We start from the raw sequence: 361 nt of genomic DNA, 5'->3' as shown, positions 1-361 counted from the left end.
CAGCTGGAAATACTGCTACTTGTAGCTTTACAGTAACAGTATCAGATGAAGAACCACCAACAATTACATGTCCTGCCGATATCGATCAAGATGTCGATCAAGGAGTTTGTGGAGCCGTAGTAAACTACAGCTTGCCAACAGCGTCTGATAATGATGGAACTCCTATAAATGTGGTGCTTGTTAGTGGACCGGCTTCAGGAGAAACATTCCCGGTTGGAACTACAACAGTAACATATAGTGCAACCGATGCGGCTGGAAATTCCGCGGAATGTAGTTTTGATGTAACCGTAAATGACAATGAAGATCCTATATTTGATCCAGTAACAAATATTGAACAAAACGTAGATGCCGGAGTATGTGG

At 42.4% G+C, this 361-nt stretch carries 1 protein-coding gene; it reads left to right on the top strand.

The window, feature by feature from the left end:
- Positions 1 to 361 (top strand): HYR domain-containing protein (locus tag ON07_RS13475; protein ID WP_010232488.1); only part of this gene is annotated, 361 nt, incomplete at both ends.

The organism is Gillisia marina (assembly GCF_000258765.1).
Taxonomy (GTDB): Bacteria; Bacteroidota; Bacteroidia; order Flavobacteriales; family Flavobacteriaceae; genus Gillisia; species Gillisia marina.
This window is presented reverse-complemented; position numbering and strand designations above follow the sequence as displayed.